Below are 18,352 nucleotides of genomic sequence, written 5' to 3' on the forward strand. Positions count from 1 at the left end.
TATGTGTCTTAAAAACAATGATATATGATTTTAGATTTGTTGAATTTATTTATTAGCCTATTAAAATATCCTTAAAATTTGATTTTAAGAAGTTTAGAAGTGTAAAAAGTTAAAGAATTGTTTTGATATTTAGAAATAAGTAGTAATTTTGCTTTTCAATCTACTAACCCGATAGGATAATGGATTTTAGCAAGGAAACCCTGTAATTATGGAGAAAGAATTAAAAATTAATACTGTTGATGTTAAGTTTTATGCATCGATAAAAGAAAAATTATGGATAGGGATACCTGTTGTTTTATTAATAGGTTTGTTAAGTACACTGATTTATAATCATCATGCTGAGTTTTCATGGGAAGGATTTATTGGAGGATTTAATCAGGAGTTTTTAGTTTTTTTTGCTATTGGTGTATTTGCACAATTGGTAGACGGTACTTTAGGAATGGGTTATGGCGCGACTTCAACTTCATTTTTATTGGCTTACGGTGTTCCGCCTGTAATTAGCAGTACAGGAGTTCACGTAGCTGAAATGTTTACGACAGGAGCATCTGCAATATCACATCATAAATTTGGAAATATCAATAAAAAACTGGTAAAAAACTTATTGATACCAGGTGTTTTAGGTTCCGTAACAGGAGCATATTTGTTGTCTGATGTTATTGATGGTGATTTTATAAAGCCGTTTATTGCTGTTTATATGATTGTTCTGGCATTGATAATCATTAGAAAAGCATCAAGAAAAAGTATCGTTAAAAAGAAAACTAAAAAATTAGGAATTCTGGCTACTTTTGGAGGTTTTATGGATTCTGTAGGAGGTGGCGGATGGGGACCAATTGTTACTTCAACTTTATTAGGAAGAGGCAGGAACCCCCGTTATACTATTGGTTCTGTAAATGCAGCAGAATTTGCGGTTTCATTTGCAAGCGGAATTACATTTATGCTTTTCGGAGGAATTGCAGGATGGCAAATTATTATAGGATTGATTTTAGGAGGTGTTATAGCTGCTCCATTGGCTGCTTATTTGGTTAACAAAATCAAAAGAAAACCAATGATGATTGCAGTAGGGATATTAATTATTTTATTGAGTTTAAAAACATTATCTAAATTATTGTAATAGATTTTTAGAAAGGGAAAGAGAATTATGAGTGCGACAATTATACAATCACTATTAGATAAAACGAAAGATTTTTCAATTGAAGAGACTTTTACTTTTCTGGCTGAAGAATATCCGGGAAAAGTAATTTTCTCTACATCTTTTGGTCAGGAAGATCAGGTAATTACGGATTTCATTGCAAAGAGTAATACTGATATTACAGTGTTTACTTTAGATACAGGAAGACTGTTTCAGGAAACTTACGATGTTTTTCATAAAACATTAAAAAAATACAAAAGACCAATTGAAGTGTTTTTTCCAGAAGCAGCATCTGTTGAAAATTTACTTAAAACAAAAGGACCAAACAGCTTTTACGATTCGGTTGAAAACAGAAAAGAATGCTGTTTTATCCGAAAAGTGGTTCCGTTGCGAAAAGCTTTGGCAGGAAATGCAGTATGGATTACAGGTTTGCGAGCAGAACAATCCGAGAACCGACAAGAGTTGAGTCTGTTTGAATATGATGGAGGTTTTGACATTATTAAATTCAATCCGTTATTAAAATGGTCTTTGCAGGAAGTTGAAGATTATTTACAGGAAAACAATGTCCCTCAAAATGCATTACATAAAAAAGGCTTTGTAAGTATCGGTTGTGCACCTTGTACGAGAGCTATTTTTCCTGGAGAAGATATCAGGGCTGGAAGATGGTATTGGGAATCAAGTCACAAAGAATGTGGTTTGCACGGTATTAAAAAGGAGTAGAGAGCTAAGAAGCGAGAGAATAGAATAAAATAAAAGTGGAAAGTATTAGATCTGGTTTAAGAAATTTGAAACCTAAAACTTGAAGCAACATAAAATATCAAATAAAATATCAAAAATGAGTTCAGTATTAAAAACAAATGCTTTAGAAAGTGAAGCGATATACATCTTTAGAGAAGTTGTTTCTCAGTTTGACAAACCGGTTTTACTTTTCTCAGGCGGAAAAGATTCTATTACATTAGTGCGTTTGGCGCAAAAAGCATTTTTCCCAGCTAAGATTCCGTTTCCTCTATTGCACGTTGATACGGGACACAATTTTCCTGAAACAATTGCTTTCAGAGATAAATTGGTTGAAGAATTAGGTTTGGAATTAATCGTTCGTAACGTACAGGACGCTATTGATGAAGGAAAAGTTGTTGAAGAAACCGGAAAATATTCAAGCCGTAACAGCTTGCAGACTACAACACTTTTAGATGCAATCGAAGAATTCAAATTTGATGCTTGTATCGGTGGTGCACGTCGCGATGAGGAAAAAGCAAGAGCAAAAGAGCGTATTTTTTCAGTTCGTGATGATTTCGGTCAGTGGGATGAGAAAAACCAGCGTCCGGAGTTATTTGATATTTTAAATGGTAAAATCGAAAATGGACAAAACGTTCGTGTTTTCCCAATTTCAAACTGGACAGAATTAGACGTTTGGAGTTATATTGAAAAAGAACATATTGAAATTCCGTCAATCTACTTTTCACATAAAAGAAAAGTCTTTTTAAGAGATGGTTTAATCTGGTCACATTCTCCTTTTGTTTATCAGGAAGAAGACGAGCAAATCGAAGAAAGAATCGTTCGTTTCAGAACTGTTGGAGATATGAGTTGTACTGCAGCTGTTGAATCTTATGCAGCAACTATTGCAGAAGTAGTAGGTGAGATCAGAGAGTCTACTATTTCAGAAAGAGGAGCCAGAATCGATGATAAACGTTCTGAAGCCGCAATGGAGAAAAGAAAACAACAAGGATATTTTTAATTGACAATTATCAATTATTAATTAAAAAGTAAAATTCACAAAACATACAGATTATAAGTTTCGAAAGAAAACCTGAAACTTTAAACCTGAAACAAAATAATACAGAATGGACGTTTTAAAAATAGCAACAGCAGGAAGTGTAGATGACGGAAAAAGTACTTTGATCGGAAGATTATTGTATGATACAAAATCATTGACTACAGATAAAATAGAAGCAATCGAAAAAAGCAGCAAACAAAAAGGATACGATTATCTTGATTTTTCTTTGGCAACTGACGGATTAGTAGCAGAAAGAGAACAGGGAATTACGATAGATGTAGCTCATATTTATTTTTCGACTGCAAAGAAAAGTTACATTATTGCCGATACTCCAGGACACGTAGAATATACCAGAAACATGGTTACAGGAGCTTCAACTTCTCAGGTTTCTATTATTTTGATTGATGCCAGAAAAGGGGTAATTGAGCAAACGTACCGTCACTTTTTCATCAATAATTTATTGAGAGTAAAAGAGGTAATTGTGGCGATTAACAAAATGGATTTAGTTGATTATTCAGAAGAAGTTTTCAATAAAATCAAAGCTGATTTTCAGGCATTAAATGCAAAAAGTACTTTCAAAGAACAAAACGTAAGTTATATTCCGTTAAGTGCTTTGACAGGAGATAATGTTGTGGATAAATTAGATGGAATGCCTTGGTATCAGGGACAAACTATTTTAGAGCATTTAGAAGGATTGCACTCTTCAGATGTATTTGAAAGCGGAAAAGCACGTTTTCCGGTTCAGACGGTTATTCGTCCTAAAACAGAAGAATACCATGATTTTAGAGGATATGCAGGTAAATTATATGGGAACTCTATTAAAGTTGGAGATGCCGTTACAGTTTTGCCTTCTTTAACGGAATCAAAAGTTACAAACATTCACTTTTTCGATAAACAATTTGATGAGGCTGTTGCAGGTTCTTCAATTACAATTGAATTAGAAAATGATATCAATGTAACAAGAGGCGATATGATCGTAAAATCATCAGAGCTTCCAAAAATTGAAAAAGATATTGAAACGACTATTTGCTGGATGGACAGTAAAAAATTGGTTCCGGGAACTAAATATTTTGTACAGCACAATACAAACAGAGTTTTGGCAAAAATTGAGAGTGTTAAAAACACCATTGCAACTGATTATTCAGGAACAACTCCGGCTTCACAATTAGCAATCAATGAAATAGGAGAAGTAAATATCAAACTAAGCAAGCCTTTGTATTTTGATTCTTATAATGAAAACAAGTCAAACGGAGCTTTTATTTTAATTGATGCCGTAACCAACACAACAGCAGGAGTAGGATTTATAAAATAGTTGATAGTTGATGGTTTTAGTTGATAGTTTTCTGCCAACAACCAACCATAAACAACCAACCATAAACTATAACTAAAAGAAATGGAAAGTTTTAGAACAGAAATAGAAAATCCGATAGTTCAGAAAGAGATTATCGAATTAGAAAAAAAGATTCACTTATTCCGTGGAGGAAAAATTGATGATGAGCGTTTTCGTAGTCTTCGTTTAGCACGTGGTATTTACGGTCAGCGTCAGGAAGGCGTTCAGATGATTCGTATCAAATTGCCTTATGGAAAAGTGACCAGCGAGCAATTGAGAAGAATTACCGAAGTATCAGACAAATATTCTACAGGACGTCTCCACATTACGACGCGTCAGGATATTCAGATTCACTACGTAAGTCTGGACAGAACGCCTGAACTTTGGTCAGAATTGGCTAAAGATGATATCACTTTGCGTGAAGCTTGTGGTAATACGGTTAGAAATATTACAGGAAGTGAATTAGCAGGTGTAGATGTCAACGAGCCGTTTGATGTGACTCCTTATGCACACGGAATGTTTCAATACTTATTAAGAAATCCAATTTGTCAGGAAATGGGGCGTAAATTCAAAATTTCGTTCTCATCTTCTGATGAAGATACTGCTTTGAGTTACTTGCACGATTTAGGATTTATTCCAAAAATTAAAGACGGACAAAAAGGATTTAAAGTGGTTTTTGGAGGAGGTTTAGGATCTCAGCCAGCACATGCCGAATTACTTTCGGAGTTTATTCCGGTTAATCAAATCATTCCAACGGCAGAAGGAATTATCAGGATTTTCGACAGATACGGTGAACGTGCCAAAAGAATGAAAGCACGTATGAAATTCTTAATCAAAGAAATCGGAAAAGATGTTTTCCTTGATTTGGTTGAAAAAGAGAAAAAAGCAATTGCTTTTGAAACGTACGAAATTGATACAACCGCTTTTGACGGACCAATTCCGGAACCTTTGTTAGCAGTTCCGCAAGTTACAATTGAGGACACAGCAGCTTATGAAGCATGGAAAGCATCCAATGTAATTGCTCAAAAGCAAGCAGGTTATTATGCAATTGGAATTAAAGTTTTATTAGGTGATTTTTACACTGATAAGGCCAGATTATTAGCTGATTTAATTAAAAATTATGGAGCTAATGAATTGCGTTTTTCATTGCGTCAAAACATTGTAATCCGTCACATCAAAGAAGAAAATTTACCTTTCTTCTACCAGGAATTAGCCAAATTAGATATGGTAGCTTTAGGTTACAATACGATTGGGGATATAACTGCGTGTCCGGGTACCGACACTTGTAATTTGGGGATTGCAAGCAGTACCGGAATTGCAGATGAATTAGAAAAAGTAATCAAAGCAGAATATCCACAATATAGCAACAACAGCGAAATTGAAATCAAAATTTCAGGTTGTATGAATGCCTGCGGACAGCACAATATGTCAGCAATTGGTTTTCAGGGAATGTCTATCAACTCAGGGAAATTAGTAGCTCCGGCGTTACAGGTTTTATTAGGTGGAGGAAGATTAGGAAACGGTGAAGGACGTTTTGCTGATAAGGTAATCAAAATTCCAAGCCGTAGAGGACCGGATGCATTGCGTACTATTTTAAATGATTTTGATGCTAATGGTAACGGTGACAAATTCCTTAATTATTATGACGCAAAAGGAGAGAAATATTTCTACGAAATCTTGAAACCTTTCGCTGATGTAACCAATTTAACAGAAGCTGATTTCATTGACTGGGGTAACGCAGATAATTATGTAAAAGCGGTTGGAGTTGGAGAATGTGCAGGTGTTGTAATTGATTTGGTTGCTACCTTATTATTAGAAGCAAAAGACAAATTGACTTTCGCACAGGAATCTTTTGACGAAGGAAAATGGGCTGATGCAATCTATCATACGTATGCGGGATTCGTAAATGGTGCAAAAGCGTTGTTGCTTTCTGAAAATGAAAAAACAAACAACCATGCGGGAATCGTTGATTTATTTGACACTGTTTTTGTGGAAAGCACTAAAATTGTATTGCCGACAACATTCAAAGAACTGGTTTATCAAATCAATAAAAATGAACCAACTGAAGCATTTGCAAAACAATATATTGAAGAAGGAATTGCATTTTTTGCGATTATAGAAAAATACAGAGCTCAGGAATTAGCCAATGCATAATAGTATAAAGCCAAAAGTAACTTTAGTCGGTGCAGGTCCCGGCGATCCGGAATTGCTTACACTGAAAGGTGTTAGGGCACTGGCTGAAGCGAATGTGGTTTTGTACGATGCTTTAGCTAATGATGAAATTTTAAGTCATGCTCCTAAAAATGCCATCAGAATTTTTGTTGGAAAAAAAATAGGAAACCATGCTTACACGCAGGATCAGATCAATCAGCTGATTGTGGATAATGCGTTGACGTATGGAAATGTAGTTCGGTTAAAAGGCGGAGATCCGTTTATTTTTGGAAGAGGAAGCGAAGAAATTGAATTTGCAGAAAGTTTCGGAATTGAGACGGTTATAGTTCCCGGAATTTCATCTGTAGTGGCTGTTCCGGCAAGTCAGGGAATATCCATTACAAAAAGAGGTGTTTCAGAAAGCTTTTGGGCAATTACAGGAACAACTTCCGATAGGAAATTATCAGCTGATGTTGCTTTGGCAGCACAGTCCTCTGCAACAGTTGTAATCGTGATGGGAATGCATAAACTGTCTCAGATTGTAGAATTGTTTCAAAAAGAAAACAAAGGAAATCTGCCAGTTGCTATCATCCAAAACGGAACCACAGCAGAAGAAAAAATGGGTGTAGGTACAGTGAATTCAATTGTTGAAATTGTAAAGCAGCAAAATTTAAGTTCGCCGGCCGTTATAGTTCTTGGAGAAGTTGTAAAAGAAAGTCACAAGCTAAAAGGATTTTACGAAGAATTCCTGTCAAAAGAAATCGCTCAATAAAGTTCCGTAGGAACGAAACATGTTGTAACGTCGGGTTTTAACCCGATGAAATAACGAACAAAATTAAGGACGTTGGATTTTATCCAATTGATAAAATAAAAATTGTAACGTCAGATTTTAGTATTTTCGGCGAAACAAAAAATTAAAATGGAACAAAACGAATTATATCCAATATTTTTAAAACTTCACAATCTGAATGTGCTGATTGTGGGTGGAGGAAATGTCGGCTTAGAAAAACTTTCTTTTTTACTGAAATCAAGTCCGAATGCAAACGTTGAGGTAGTGGCTCCCAACTTCCATGTGGAAATAAAAGTTTTAGCTGAAAACCATCCTTCAGTTAAATTGACGGAAGCGAAGTTCAAAAAGAAAATGCTCAAAAAGCGTCACATGGTTATTGCCTGTACCGATGATTTAGAAGTGAATAAAAGAGTGTACGATTTGGCCAGAAAGCGTTATCTGATTTGTAACATTGCCGATACGCCAAATTTATGTGATTATTATCTCGGCGGAATCGTAACAAAAGGAAATGTAAAAATTGCCATTTCGACCAACGGAAAGTCACCAACAACAGCCAAAAGGCTAAGGGAGTTTTTTGAAGAAGTAATTCCGGAGGACATCAACAAGATGGTTGAAAATCTCAATGAATATAGAAAAACACTGAAAGGTGATTTTGAAGATAAAGTGAAGAAGATGAATGAAATAACAGCTTCTTTGAAAAATAAAGAATAGCAGACAAGTTCCGGAGGAACGGATCATATTGTAGCGTCGCGTTTTAACCCGATGTAAAAGAATGAACGAAATTACGGCTTCGTTAAAAAATAAAGAGTAAAAATTTCACAAAGAAATGAATGATAAAAATCATTGAAATTAGAATAAATTATTCGTTCCTTTGTATTATTAAGAATGATTATAAACAACACCATAATGATTAAAACAGATATACTTATAATTGGAGCAGGACCAACAGGTTTATTTGCCGTTTTTGAGGCAGGATTATTAAAATTAAAATGCCATATTTTAGATGCTTTGCCTCAGCCTGGAGGGCAGCTTTCAGAGTTGTATCCAAAAAAGCCTATTTATGATATTCCTGGTTTTCCGGAAGTTTTGGCAGGTGATTTAGTAGATGGCTTAATGGAGCAGATTAAGCAGTTTGAACCAGGTTTCACTTTAGGTGAGCGTGCAGAAACTATCGAAAAACAAGAAGACGGAAGTTTTATCGTAACGTCAAACAAAGGAAAAAAATTCCACGCACCGGTTATCGCAATTGCGGGAGGTTTGGGAAGTTTCGAACCAAGAAAACCTCTTATTGAAGATATCGAGTTTTATGAAGATAAAGGTGTAAAATACTTCATCAAAAATCCGGAGAAATTCAGGGATAAAAGAGTGGTTATTGCAGGAGGAGGAGATTCAGCATTAGACTGGTCAATTTTCTTGGCAAACGTAGCTTCAGAAGTAACTTTGATTCATCGTAGAAACGAATTTAGAGGCGCTTTAGATTCTGTAGAAAAAGTACAGGAATTAAAATCTGCTGGAAAAATCAAATTAATTACACCTGCAGAGGTGGTTGGAATTCACGGTGCTGAGCATGTAGAAGCTTTGGATATCGAAGAAAACGGAGCACACCGTAAAATCGAAACCGATTATTTTATTCCACTTTTTGGATTGACTCCAAAATTAGGTCCAATTGCTGACTGGGGATTAGAAATCGAAAAAAATGCAATCAAGGTAAACAATGCATTAGATTACCAGACCAACATTCCTGGAATCTTCGCTATTGGAGACGTAAATACATACCCTGGAAAATTAAAATTAATCCTTTGTGGGTTCCACGAAGCGACTTTAATGTGCCAGGCAGCATACCAGATCATCAATCCGGGTAAAAAATACGTTTTAAAATACACCACAGTTTCAGGTGTAGATGGTTTTGACGGAACCCGTAAAGAAGCGCCAAAAGCAGTTGTAAAAGCAATAGTTTAATCAGTTGATGCTGAAGTTCTAATGAAATAAAGCGTTAAGGTTTTAATATCAAAAGCTCAAACTTTTCTAGTTTGGGCTTTTTTGTTGATGTTAATTTAAACTTAGTCTGTAAGAAGAGGGTTAAATTTGCAGTATTAATTTTTTTTCAGATAAGAAATTTTGATTTTAGTATTTTGAATTACCAATATAAAATATTAACTTTAAGAAAGTATTAAACAAATTATCTATTATGAACAATGACGAACAACTACTAGAAGAAAATTCCAAAGTCGGCAGTGAAATGAAAATGACAGATAATGAATTAACAGATCATCAGGAAGTCATGGATACATTTCTAAAATGGGACAGAAGTTTTTAAACAAATCACATTTTGATTTGTTAATAAGCCTGTCTTTAGGCTTATTAGAGAGGAATTTAGAATAAAAAAAGCTCAAACTATAGTAGTTCGGGCTTTTTTTATTCCGGAAAATTTAAGCTTAGAACCTCAGAACTTTAGCGTTTTAGAATCTTAAAAAAAACTTGCAAGTAGAAAGGCTATTTTGTACCTTTGCGCCGTTCCTAATTTTATTGAAAGTTATCACGAAAGGCGGAGGGAAAGACCCAATGAAACCTTAGCAACCCTTTGCCATAAAGAAGGTGCTACATTCTACTTAATACAACAAAATGTATTCAAGATAGATAACGCAAAATACAGTACGTATTTCTCAAAAACTTTTCCTGACAACTTACAATATTCTGAAACAGATTCAGTATTTCGAGCGAATCATTGGCGCATTTTTGCAGTCATAATTCCCGCTGTATGCTATATCTTTTATTCTGAACCCCAGAATAAAAGGATATCGCAACCATCGGGGCTAATGAGCCGGCAATTGTGAACTTTTGGAATTAATAATGAATTAAAAACTTAGCATCTTAGGGCCTTAGAATCTTAACAGCTAAAACAAAATAAATATGTCGATTACAATTCAGGAAGCAATCAAAAAAAATATCCTAATCCTTGATGGGGCAATGGGAACCATGTTACAGCGCTACAACTTTTCAGAAGAAGATTTTCGTGGCGAGCGTTTCAAAGATTTTCCACATCCTTTAAAAGGAAACAACGATTTATTATCCCTGACGCAGCCACAGGCCATTCGTGATGTTCATGCTGCGTATTACGAAGCAGGTGCAGATATCGTAGAAACCAATACATTTTCCGGCACCACAATCGGTATGGCCGATTATTTCATGGAAGATCTGGTTTACGAATTAAACTACGAATCGGCTAAATTGGCGAGGCAAGTTGCGGATGAATTCACAGCTAAAAATCCAGAAAAGCCACGTTTTGTAGCAGGTTCAATCGGACCAACAAACCGTACGGCAAGTATGTCACCAGATGTAAACGATCCGGGTTACAGAGCGGTAACTTTCGACGATTTACGAATTGCTTACAAACAGCAAGTAGAGGCTTTAATAGACGGTGGTTGTGATTTACTTTTAGTAGAAACGATTTTTGATACGCTAAATGCAAAAGCAGCACTTTTTGCAATTGAAGAAGTAAAAGAAGAACGCAATATCGATATTCCAATAATGGTTTCAGGAACCATTACCGATGCTTCAGGAAGAACACTTTCCGGACAAACAGTTGAAGCTTTCCTAATTTCTGTTTCGCATATTCCGTTGTTAAGCGTTGGTTTCAATTGCGCTTTAGGAGCTGATTTGTTGAAACCGTATTTAAAAACGTTAGCACACAACACAAGTTTTAATGTTTCGGCGCATCCAAATGCAGGATTGCCAAACGCTTTCGGACAATATGATGAAACACCGGAGCAGACTCAGGCATTCATCAAAGAATATTTAGAGGATAATTTAATCAATATCATCGGCGGTTGTTGCGGAACAACGCCAGATCATATCCGTTTAATGGCTGAGGTAGCGAAGGATTATAAGCCTAGAGTGGCGCCAAGTTTTGAATAATCTTCTTAATATGAAGAATATTTTGATTCTATTTTATTTAATGTTAATGAGTTGTAATTATACAACAAATACAGTTTTTCAGAAAAGTATTAAATGTGAAGATTGTTTAGTTACAAAAGAAGAAACGGCAGTTGGAATTGCTGAGCCAATTTTGTTTGAATCATACGGAAAAGATCAAATAGAAGATCAAAGACCTTATACCGTAACAATAGAAAATGATTCTATTTGGGACATTAAAGGGACTTTTAATAGTATTGGTTTTGGAGGCGTGTTTGATATTAAAATCTCTGCAAAAAATGGTAAAGTTTTATATATGATGCATGGTAAGTAGAATGGTAATTAAAATTCTCATTGCTAGCGCGAGCGTCACGCTCGTGCCCGCAAAGATTAAAGATTTAAAAATTTATAATTGCAACGTGCACGAGCGTGACGCTCGCGCTAGCAAAAGAAAAATACAGTTAAAAACCTCGGAAAAACGAAAATTTTTTAATGAAACCGAGTCTGCGTGAGGGATAGCAGTGAAAAGCCCACAGACCAATGCAGTGATAACGGAATTGGTCGAGGACTTGCAACGGATAGCCCGGCCCTTGGGACACGTCCAAAATAGTAATATAAATACCTACAAGATTTTGAAAACCTTGCAGGAAAAGAAATAAAGAAGAATAAAACTTAGAACCTAAGCCTCTCAGAAGCTTAGCAACTTTAAAGAAAATGACTGAAAAAAGAAGAAACCTTATATTGTCAGGATTAGAACCTTTGATTATTACGCCAGAAAGCGTTTTTGTAAACGTTGGGGAGCGTACGAATGTAACGGGTTCAAGAAAATTCCTTCGATTAATCAAGGAAGAGAAGTATGACGAGGCACTTGATATAGCAAGACAGCAGGTAGAAGGAGGAGCGCAGATCATCGATATCAATATGGATGAAGGAATGTTGGACGGTGTAACTGCTATGACCAAATTCCTAAACTTAATTGCTGCAGAACCAGATATTTCGAGAGTACCGATTATGATCGACAGTTCGAAGTGGGAAATTATCGAAGCCGGTCTGAAAGTGGTTCAGGGAAAAAGTGTTGTCAACTCGATTTCGTTAAAAGAAGGAGAAGAAGCTTTTATTCATCACGCCAAATTAATCAAGCGTTACGGAGCTGCAGCTATCGTGATGGCTTTTGACGAAGTAGGTCAGGCTGATAATTACGATCGAAGAGTAGAGATTTGTCAGCGTTCGTATGATATTTTGGTAAACAAAGTAGGTTTCCCTCCACAGGATATTATTTTCGATTTGAACATTTTCCCCGTGGCAACAGGAATGGAAGAACACCGCCTGAATGCATTGGACTTTTTTAGAGGAACAAAATGGGTTCGCGAGAACTTGCCACATGCACATATTAGTGGTGGTGTAAGTAACGTTTCGTTCTCTTTTAGAGGAAATGACGTTGTTCGTGAAGCGATGCATTCGGTGTTTTTATACCACGCTATTAAAGAAGGAATGACAATGGGAATCGTGAATCCTGAAATGTTGACGATTTACGATGATATTCCGAAAGACTTATTAGAACACGTTGAAGACGTAATTCTGGACAGACGCGATGATGCTACAGAACGACTTTTAGATTTTGCGGAAAACGTAAAAGGCGAAGTAAAAAGCGACGAAAAAACGATTCAGGAATGGCGTTTAGGTTCGGTTCAGGATCGTATTACACATTCATTGGTAAAAGGAATTGATGCTTTTATTGAAGAAGATGTGGAAGAAGCACGTTTGGCAGCCACAAAACCAATCGAAGTTATCGAAATCAATTTGATGACAGGAATGAATGTGGTTGGAGATTTATTCGGAAGCGGAAAAATGTTCCTGCCTCAGGTAGTTAAATCGGCACGTGTAATGAAAAAAGCGGTTGCTTATTTATTGCCTTTTATTGAAGCCAGTAAACAAGCCGGCGACAAACAAGGAAACGGAAAAATCCTGATGGCGACTGTAAAAGGCGACGTTCACGATATTGGTAAAAACATCGTTTCGGTGGTTCTGGCCTGTAACAATTACGAGATTGTAGATTTGGGTGTAATGGTGCCTCCCGAAAAAATCATTGCAGCGGCAATTGAACATGAAGTTGACATTATCGGACTAAGCGGACTGATCACGCCTTCGCTTGACGAAATGGTGTATCTGGCCAAAGAATTAGACAAGCAAAATATTAAAATCCCGATTATGATTGGCGGGGCAACGACTTCGCGCGCGCATACCGCCGTGAAAATTGCACCTCAGTACAGAGAAACGGTTATTCACGTAAATGATGCTTCGAGAGCTGTTACGGTTGCAGGAAATCTGTTAGATCATAACCGAAAAATATATGCAGCAGATATTCGTGCAGAATACGATGCTTTTAGAGAAACATTCTTAAATCGTTCAAGAGATAAAAATTTCTTAACGATTGAAGAAGCCCGTAAAAATAAATTACAATTAGATTGGTCTGAATATACTCCAGTTAAACCAAAAGTAATTGGAGCACAAATCATCGAAGTTGAATTGGATGTTTTGGTTCCGTATATTGACTGGACGCCATTCTTCCAAACTTGGGAATTGCATGGAAAATATCCGGCAATTCTAACGGATGAAGTTGTGGGCGAACAGGCAACTTCTGTCTTTGCAGATGCTCAGGCAATGCTGAAAGTGATTTTAGCTGAGAAAAAACTGAAAGCTAAAGGTATTTACGGAATTTTCCCTTGCAATCAGGTTGACGATGACGATATCGAATTGCGCGATGAAAACGGAAAAGTGTTAGAGAAATTTTTGACTTTACGTGTACAGGGACAAAAAACAAAAGGCGCACCAAATATTGCTCTGGCTGATTTTATTCTGCCAAAAGAAAGTGGAATAGATGATTATATGGGTGCTTTCTGTGTAACAACTGGTTTTGGAGTTGACGAATGGGCTGCCGAATACGAAAAGAACCTTGATGATTATAATTCGATTATGGTAAAAGCACTTGCAGATCGTTTTGCTGAGGCTTTCGCCGAATATCTTCACGAGCGAGTGCGTAAAGATTTCTGGGGTTATGATTCAGATGAGTCTTTAACTAATGAAGAATTGATTAAAGAAAGTTATAAAGGAATTCGTCCAGCGCCGGGTTATCCTGCTTGTCCGGATCACTTAGAGAAACCAACGATCTGGAAACTTTTAGATGTTGAAAAACAAATTGGAGTAAAACTGACAGAAAGTATGGCGATGTGGCCAGCTTCGTCAGTTTCAGGTTATTATTTCGGAAATCCAAAAAGTAAATATTTCGGACTCGGAAAAATAAAAGAAGATCAGGTGACAGATTACGCAAAACGCCGAAATGTACCGTTGGATTACGCAATGAAATGGTTAAACCCTAATATAGCAGATTAATTTGGTTGATGGTTTTTGGTTGATAGTTGATAGACTGACTATCAAAGCCAACAACTTTTAACGAACTTGAGTTGTGATGATTTTTGGTTGATTGTTGATAGATGACTATTATAGCAAACAACTATCAACCGACAACTAACAACTAAAACAAAAAATGGAATACAGTAAATTGGAGGTTTGGCTTGAAGCTCGGAAATTAGTTAATTTATTATATGATTCTTCTAAATTGTTTCCAAAAGAAGAGTTATTTGGATTAACCAATCAAATGCGAAGAGCTGCAATTTCAATTCCTTCAAATATAGCTGAAGGTTGAGGAAGACAAACATCAAAAGATACTATACATTTTCTCCATATTTCAAGAGGATCACTTTATGAATTAGAAACGCAATATTATCTTGCATTTGATCAAAAATATATTGATGATAATAATTTTAATGTTGCTCTAAAACAAATTGAAACGTGTAAAAAGCTATTAAACGGATTTATTAATTACTATAAAAAAATAATTTAGTTATTGATTGTTAATTATTGTGATGATTAGTTACAGCAAAGAACGAAACTAAAACCATCAACCATCAACCAAAAACTATCAACTAATAAATAATGAAAGTAACAGAACATATAGAAAACGCCAAAGGAAAAACATTATTCTCATTTGAAATCATTCCGCCTCAAAAGGGGAAAAGCATTCAGGAATTATACGATAATATTGATCCGTTGATGGAGTTTAACCCGCCGTTTATTGATGTAACGACTTCTCGCGAAGAGTACATTTATATTGACAAAGGCAACGGACTTCTAGATAAAAAACTAACTCGTATGCGTCCAGGAACGCTTGGAATATGCGCTTCTATAAAACATAAATATAATGTAGATACCGTTCCACATTTACTATGTGGTGGGTTCACACAAGAAGAAACAGAATACATGCTTGTTGATTGTCATTATCTGGGAATTAACAATGTAATGGCACTTCGTGGCGACGCGATGAAACATGAGCAGTCTTTCGTTCCTAAAGATGGCGGTAATCATTATGCTGTTGATTTGGTTAGACAAATAAATGATCTGAATTGTGGTAAATATCTTCATGAAGTGATGGACATAGACAACAGAGCCGATTTTTGTATTGGTGTTGCCGGTTATCCGGAGAAACATCTGGAGTCGCCTTCTTTACAGTCAGATTTACGAAGATTAAAGGAAAAAGTAGATGCCGGGGCAGATTATGTGGTAACGCAAATGTTTTTCGACAATGCTAAATATTTTGCCTTCGTAGAGAAAGCGAGGGAAATGGGAATTACAGTACCTATTATCCCAGGAATTAAGCCAATTGCTGTTCAAAAACACATGCAGATCCTGCCTCAGATTTTCCGCATCGATTTACCGGAAGATTTGATTCGCGAAGTAGATAAATGCAAAAACAACGCTGAAATCAAACAAGTCGGAGTCGAGTGGGCGATTCAGCAGTCAAAAGAACTGAAAGAAGCCGGAGTTCCGTTTTTACATTATTATTCAATGGGTAAATCTGAGAATATCAGACAGATCGCGAGTCAGGTTTTTTAGCTTACGTCCACTATTATCGAGTATTTTTGTCATTTCGACGAAGGAGAAATCACTGAGGGAGAGCAACGCACTGTTGTCGAGTTACTAATGTGATTTCTCCCAAAAGGTCGAAATGACAAACAAGTCGCAAAAATTGGAATTTGGAATTTTTGGAATTTAAAATTTACGTTTATGAAAAATGAAGAATTACAAGAAATTGCATCCCAGTTAAAACATCCAACAGGAGAAAAAGGAATCGAAATGGCAAACATGATGCATGAAACCAACATCAACATGACGCGCCATTCAGTTCAGAATCTCAATATTTCATCAGGAAATAGTATCCTTGAATTAGGACACGGAAATGCAGGCCACGCAGCATTTATTTTCGAACAGGCACAAAACCTGAAATATTACGGACTGGAAATGTCTGATTTAATGTTTCAGGAAGCACGCCGGATCAACCGAAATTTTGTTTCTCAAAAACAAGCTTTCTTTTCAATTTATGATGGAAATATTATTCCGTTTGAAGCAGCATCTTTCGATAAAATATTCACCGTGAATACCATTTATTTTTGGCAGGATCCTCAACAACTGCTTTTAGAAATCTACAGGGTTTTAAAACCAAATGGGAATTTCTGTCTGACATTTGCAGAGGAAAGTTTTATGAAAACGCTTCCTTTTACGCAATTTGAATTTGAACTTTACAGTACAGAAAAAGCATTACAACTAATTGAAAAAACAGATTTTAGAGTTGTTTATACTGAAAGCCATACCGAAAAAGTAAAAAGCAAAACAGGAGAGCTTGTTGACCGGGCTTTTACAACAATTGTTTTAGAGAAGTAATTTTTATCAGCTTCAATAATGGTAATAATTCATTCTGTTTTAGTACCGTTTTAATACGTCAAACTTTTTAAAATTTATATAGTGAATTCAGTACTTCAACACGATTTAAATAATTTTGAAAATATTTTAGAAAAAACAAAAAAGCAGGGAATCGACTTTTTGAATAATCTTGAAAATATTCCAACTTCTAACAAAAATTCAATTGATTATTCCAGAGAATTAAACGAATTAGGTTTAGGTTCGCTGGCAGCTTTAGAAGAATTTAATGCAAGACTGGCACCTTTAATGGTTGCTTCTTCCGGACCACGTTACTGGGGTTTTGTCACAGGAGGTTCAACCCCGGCATCTATTGTTGGTGACTGGCTGACTTCAATTTACGATCAGAACACACAAGCTGTAAAAGCGCAGGGAGGTGTTTCTGCACTGATCGAATTTGAAACGATTAATCTGCTTTTGCAATTATTAGGGCTTCCAAAATCATTTTTAGGAGGATTTGTGACCGGTGCAACAATGTCGAATTTTACCTGTTTGGGGGTTGCGAGACAATGGTTTGGAAAACAATTCGGTAAGGATTTTGCCAAAAACGGAATTTCAGAAATCATACATGTTTTTTCCGCTACACCTCATTCTTCTTCGATAAAAGCATTATCAATGTTAGGAATTGGAAGCCAGAATTATACCGCGATTCAAACCATTGAAGGAAATCGAGAAGCAATTGATATCGTTGATTTAGAACAAAATATTAAAAATTTAAATGGAAAACCCTTTATTCTCATTTCAAGTGCCGGAACAGTTAATACGGCTGATTATGATGATTTTGAAGCTATTTCAAAACTAAAAGAAAAATACAATTTCTGGTGGCATATTGATGCTGCTTTTGGAGGTTTTGCCGCCGTTTCAGAGAAATACAAACATTATGTTCAAGGTTGGGAAAATGCAGACAGTATTACAATTGATTGTCATAAATGGTTGAATGTGCCTTATGAAAGCGCCTTTTATTTGATAAAAGAGCAGCACACAGCCTTGCAAATTGAAACTTTTCAGAATTCAAATGCGCCCTACTTAGGAAATCCATTAGAAAATTTTAATTACTTTAATGTAGTACCTGAAAACTCAAGACGTTTAAGAGCGCTGCCGGTTTGGTTTTCTTTAGTTGCATACGGAAGAGAAGGTTTTTGTGATATTATCGAAAAAAGCACTTCATTGGCACTTCATTTTGGAAATGCTCTTATTGAAGACGGCAGTTTTGAACTTCTTGCTCCAATTCGATTAAACAATGTTTGCTTCACTTTAAAAGGAGGTGAAAATCAAGATAAAGTGAGTGATTTTTTAACAAAATTAAATGATACGGGAATAGTTTTTATGACGCCGACTGTCTATCAAAACAAAAAAGGAATCCGAGCTTCATTTGTAAATTGGCGAACAACTGAAAATGATATTAAAATTGTAATAGAGCAAATGAAAGAAACGCTAAATGCCTTATATTTATAA

At 35.8% G+C, this 18,352-nt stretch carries 15 protein-coding genes, 1 pseudogene and 1 riboswitch; all 16 genes and pseudogenes read left to right on the plus strand.

Annotated elements, in window-relative coordinates:
• Positions 1 to 208: 208 nt before the first annotated feature.
• Entirely contained in the window at positions 209 to 1,111 is a 903-nt protein-coding gene (locus OZP09_RS15070; RefSeq protein WP_281309603.1) for a sulfite exporter TauE/SafE family protein, read from the plus strand.
• A 27-nt stretch (positions 1,112 to 1,138) separates the two neighbouring features.
• Positions 1,139 to 1,849, plus strand: a complete 711-nt coding sequence (locus tag OZP09_RS15075) for a phosphoadenylyl-sulfate reductase (RefSeq protein ID WP_269234556.1) — start codon at positions 1,139 to 1,141, stop codon at positions 1,847 to 1,849.
• Between the two features lie 115 nt (positions 1,850 to 1,964).
• Positions 1,965 to 2,864: a sulfate adenylyltransferase subunit CysD gene (gene cysD, locus OZP09_RS15080; RefSeq protein WP_078227138.1), complete on the plus strand. Its 900-nt coding sequence runs from the start codon at positions 1,965 to 1,967 to the stop codon at positions 2,862 to 2,864.
• A 106-nt stretch (positions 2,865 to 2,970) separates the two neighbouring features.
• The gene (locus OZP09_RS15085) at positions 2,971 to 4,215 is read left to right on the plus strand and encodes a sulfate adenylyltransferase subunit 1 (protein WP_281309604.1); all 1,245 of its coding nucleotides are present in this window, start codon (positions 2,971 to 2,973) and stop codon (positions 4,213 to 4,215) included.
• 81 nt (positions 4,216 to 4,296) lie between these two features.
• Complete coding sequence (locus tag OZP09_RS15090; protein WP_269234557.1) at positions 4,297 to 6,387, plus strand: nitrite/sulfite reductase; 2,091 nt, start codon at positions 4,297 to 4,299, stop codon at positions 6,385 to 6,387.
• Positions 6,380 to 7,156 (plus strand): uroporphyrinogen-III C-methyltransferase, encoded by a 777-nt coding sequence (gene cobA / locus OZP09_RS15095; RefSeq protein ID WP_281309605.1) that lies wholly within the window; start codon positions 6,380 to 6,382, stop codon positions 7,154 to 7,156. The genes OZP09_RS15090 and cobA overlap by 8 nt, the downstream gene beginning before the upstream one ends.
• Positions 7,157 to 7,303: 147 nt before the next feature.
• On the plus strand, positions 7,304 to 7,885 hold the full coding sequence (locus tag OZP09_RS15100; RefSeq protein WP_269234558.1) for a precorrin-2 dehydrogenase/sirohydrochlorin ferrochelatase family protein: 582 nt from the start codon (positions 7,304 to 7,306) through the stop codon (positions 7,883 to 7,885).
• A 195-nt stretch (positions 7,886 to 8,080) separates the two neighbouring features.
• Positions 8,081 to 9,133 carry an NAD(P)/FAD-dependent oxidoreductase gene (locus OZP09_RS15105; protein WP_223679355.1) on the plus strand — a complete coding sequence of 351 codons (1,053 nt, stop codon included), beginning with the start codon at positions 8,081 to 8,083 and terminating at the stop codon, positions 9,131 to 9,133.
• Between the two features lie 229 nt (positions 9,134 to 9,362).
• Positions 9,363 to 9,491, plus strand: a complete 129-nt coding sequence (locus OZP09_RS15110; RefSeq protein WP_262494090.1) for a hypothetical protein — start codon at positions 9,363 to 9,365, stop codon at positions 9,489 to 9,491.
• A 213-nt stretch (positions 9,492 to 9,704) separates the two neighbouring features.
• Positions 9,705 to 9,818, plus strand: a riboswitch (SAM riboswitch).
• A gap of 266 nt (positions 9,819 to 10,084) precedes the next feature.
• Entirely contained in the window at positions 10,085 to 11,089 is a 1,005-nt protein-coding gene (locus OZP09_RS15115; RefSeq protein WP_269234560.1) for a homocysteine S-methyltransferase family protein, read from the plus strand.
• A gap of 46 nt (positions 11,090 to 11,135) precedes the next feature.
• Positions 11,136 to 11,420 (plus strand): NTF2 fold immunity protein, encoded by a 285-nt coding sequence (locus tag OZP09_RS15120; protein ID WP_269234561.1) that lies wholly within the window; start codon positions 11,136 to 11,138, stop codon positions 11,418 to 11,420.
• Positions 11,421 to 11,800: 380 nt separating this feature from the next.
• Positions 11,801 to 14,476, plus strand: coding sequence for a methionine synthase (gene metH / locus OZP09_RS15125; RefSeq protein WP_281309606.1), 2,676 nt, complete (start codon positions 11,801 to 11,803; stop codon positions 14,474 to 14,476).
• 154 nt (positions 14,477 to 14,630) lie between these two features.
• Positions 14,631 to 14,987: pseudogene (locus tag OZP09_RS15130) on the plus strand (four helix bundle protein).
• Between the two features lie 92 nt (positions 14,988 to 15,079).
• Positions 15,080 to 16,036 carry a methylenetetrahydrofolate reductase [NAD(P)H] gene (gene metF / locus OZP09_RS15135; RefSeq protein WP_269234562.1) on the plus strand — a complete coding sequence of 319 codons (957 nt, stop codon included), beginning with the start codon at positions 15,080 to 15,082 and terminating at the stop codon, positions 16,034 to 16,036.
• 171 nt (positions 16,037 to 16,207) lie between these two features.
• Positions 16,208 to 16,861: a class I SAM-dependent methyltransferase gene (locus OZP09_RS15140; RefSeq protein ID WP_269234564.1), complete on the plus strand. Its 654-nt coding sequence runs from the start codon at positions 16,208 to 16,210 to the stop codon at positions 16,859 to 16,861.
• 81 nt (positions 16,862 to 16,942) lie between these two features.
• Positions 16,943 to 18,352, plus strand: coding sequence for a pyridoxal phosphate-dependent decarboxylase family protein (locus OZP09_RS15145; protein ID WP_281309607.1), 1,410 nt, complete (start codon positions 16,943 to 16,945; stop codon positions 18,350 to 18,352).

The organism is Flavobacterium flavigenum (assembly GCF_027111255.2).
Classification (GTDB): domain Bacteria; phylum Bacteroidota; class Bacteroidia; order Flavobacteriales; family Flavobacteriaceae; genus Flavobacterium; species Flavobacterium flavigenum.